Origin of the sequence: Microbacterium sp. B19, from assembly GCF_000333395.1 — a bacterium.
GTDB lineage: Bacteria > Actinomycetota > Actinomycetes > Actinomycetales > Microbacteriaceae > Microbacterium.
The window spans coordinates 1-1266 of record NZ_BADA01000191.1; the positions used below are offsets into that span (position 1 = coordinate 1).

The following is a 1266-nucleotide window of genomic DNA, read 5'->3' on the forward strand; positions in this document are numbered from 1 at the left end:
CGGCGCGACCCGGTCGAGCGTAGCACGAGCGACCGCACCGGGAGTGGCCGTATCACCCCCAGGACCTCTATTGGTGGCGGCCCAACTACTGGCTGCGCTCCCATCGCTGAGTCTCGCGGCGTGGGAGCGCGGAGGTCGGAGCACTGCCGTCTGGTTGCGGTCGCCGCCAACTCCCACAACGGAGAAGCCCTCGTCGACACGCGGGATTCGCGACAATCGAAGCGGGAGCGTTCTGTCGCTCCGGCCTATCCCCGTCAACCCGGCTGCGGGGATCCGCCCCGAACGATTCACTGAACCCATGCCCCCACTCCCCCTGCCCGACGGACGCGTGCTCCGGCACCCGCGCGATCCCTCCTTCGTCGAGGTCGCACCGCCGCGCCTGTACGACGACCGGCTGCGCACCGTCATCGCCCCCGAGGCGAGGCTCCTCTCGCTCTACGACGGGGCGACCTGGGCGGAGGGACCGGTGTGGTGGGAGCAGCACCGCATGCTCGTGTTCAGCGATGTCGTGGGCCGCCGCACGCTCGGCTGGCGCGAGGACGGGAGCGTCGTGACGGTGGTCGATCGCTCCGCGTTCGCGAACGGCAACGCGGTGGATGCCGAGGGCCGGCTGCTGCACGCCGAACAGGGCCGCCGCGCGCTCAGCCGCACGGACGACACGGGCACGCACGTCCTCGCCGACACGTTCGAGGGCGCGCCCCTGAACTCGCCGAACGACCTCGTGGTCGACGCCACGGGAGCGGTCTGGTTCACCGACCCCCTGTACGGCATCACCAATCCGGCCGAGGGCTACCCCGCGGCATCCGCTCTCGGACATCAGAGCGTGTACCGCTGGCGGGACGTGCAACCGCTCGAGCGCATGGTCGACCTCGACGCCCGCAACGGCATCGGTTTCAGCCCGGACGAGACCATGCTCTACGTCGCCGAGTCGAATCCCGAGGGGCTCCCTCGCGTCGCCGCGTGTGCGTGGGACGGCGAGTCGCTCGGAGCCCCGTCGACCTTCGCGACCGTGGATGCCGGCATCCCGGACGGATTCGCGGTCGACCGCCGCGGGTGGCTGTGGATCAGCAGCGACGCCGGAGTGGTCGTCGTCGATGACACCGGAACCCGCCTCGGCGTGATCCCGACTCCGCACGTTGTGAGCAACTGCGCCTTCGACGCCGAGGAGCGACGCCTCTTCCTCACCGGCGAGGCGGACCTGTGGATGCTGGAGCTGCGATGAGCGACGTGGAGATGACGCGGATCCCGGGCGGGACCGTGCTGCGC

Annotated in this window: 1 protein-coding gene; it reads left to right on the forward strand. The window is 70.7% G+C overall.

Translation table 11 applies throughout. From position 1 onward, the window contains the following. The first annotated feature begins 298 nt into the window (after positions 1 to 298). The gene (locus I5G_RS07070; protein ID WP_022878429.1) at positions 299 to 1222 is read left to right on the forward strand and encodes an SMP-30/gluconolactonase/LRE family protein; all 924 of its coding nucleotides are present in this window, start codon (positions 299 to 301) and stop codon (positions 1220 to 1222) included. Positions 1223 to 1266: the final 44 nt, after the last annotated feature.